The 1,130-nt window shown below is 74.5% G+C and carries 1 pseudogene; it reads left to right on the plus strand.

Annotated elements, in window-relative coordinates:
- Positions 1-1,130, plus strand: a pseudogene (locus AB0M20_RS45015) (hypothetical protein); the annotation flags it as partial.

Here is a 1,130-nt window from a genome sequence, read left to right on the forward strand (position 1 = left end):
GCCGCTCGCCGCTATCGTGCTGGTGCTGGTGGCCGGCCCGGTTTCCGCCATCGTGCTGTACGGCCCGATCGCGCGGGCCGGGCGGGGGTCGGCCGGGCTGGTGTTTCTCGCGGTGGGCGGGTGGGCGCTGGCCGACCCCGGCGGGTACGCGGGGATCTGGCCGGCCGGGGTCAGCAAGGACGGCTTCGACCTGAGCAGACCGGGGTACGCGCTGGCCGCGATGCTGGCGATCCCGCTGCTGTGCACGGCGTTGAGCGCGCGGCGCTGGGAGGGCTACCAGCCTCCGAAGATCCCGATCTTCGGCACCCTGGGCCGGGCCCGCGGGGCAGCCGCGGCGCCGGGCACCCCGGTGGCAGCCGAACGCACGGCGGTCATCACCCCGGCCGACCCGACGGAGATCATCCCGGTCTCCCAGACCCCTCCCCCGGCCACCGGCGCACCCGTCGCCGTTCCCTCGCCGGGGATCGCGGACCCGGCGCCGGCCGACTCGTCGGCGCATGAGGACGAACCCACTTTGGCGCCCACGGGCGACGAGCCGACGGCCGTCGTCGTCCCGGCAGCCGACGCGGACGACCAGCCCACCGCCGCCGACGAGAACGCGGACGAGACCACGCTGGTTCCCACCGGCGACGAACCGACCGCCGTCGTCGTCCCCGCGGCCGACGCGGACGACCAGCCCACCGCCGCCGTCACGGCTGCGGAGGAGGACGCAGACGAAACCACACCGGCTTCGTCGGCTGACGAGCCGACGGTCGTCGTTGTGCCGGCAGCCGAGGCGGATGACCAGCCCACGGCGGTCGTCGCCTCCGCGGGCGAGAAAGCGGACGAAACCACACCGGCCCGCACTGACGAAGAACCGACTGTCGTCGTGCCTTCGGCCGGCGTACAGGATCAGCCCACAGCCGATGTGCCGCGCAGCGGTGCAGCCGACAGCGAGCTCGCGGACGCGGGTGAGCCGGAAGCGCAACGGACGGCCGAGCCGGTGGTCGAGCAAGAGAAGTCGGAGCCGACGGTGCTCGTCGCCGTCGACAGCACCGGCGAGGCGACCACGACGGCCTTCTCCGCCGAGGACCCGCAGGCGACGTCGGACGACGCGGAAACGGGCGAGGAAGCGACAGCGGGCGTCCCGG

This window comes from Actinoplanes sp. NPDC051633, assembly GCF_040681735.1.
Lineage (GTDB): Bacteria > Actinomycetota > Actinomycetes > Mycobacteriales > Micromonosporaceae > Actinoplanes.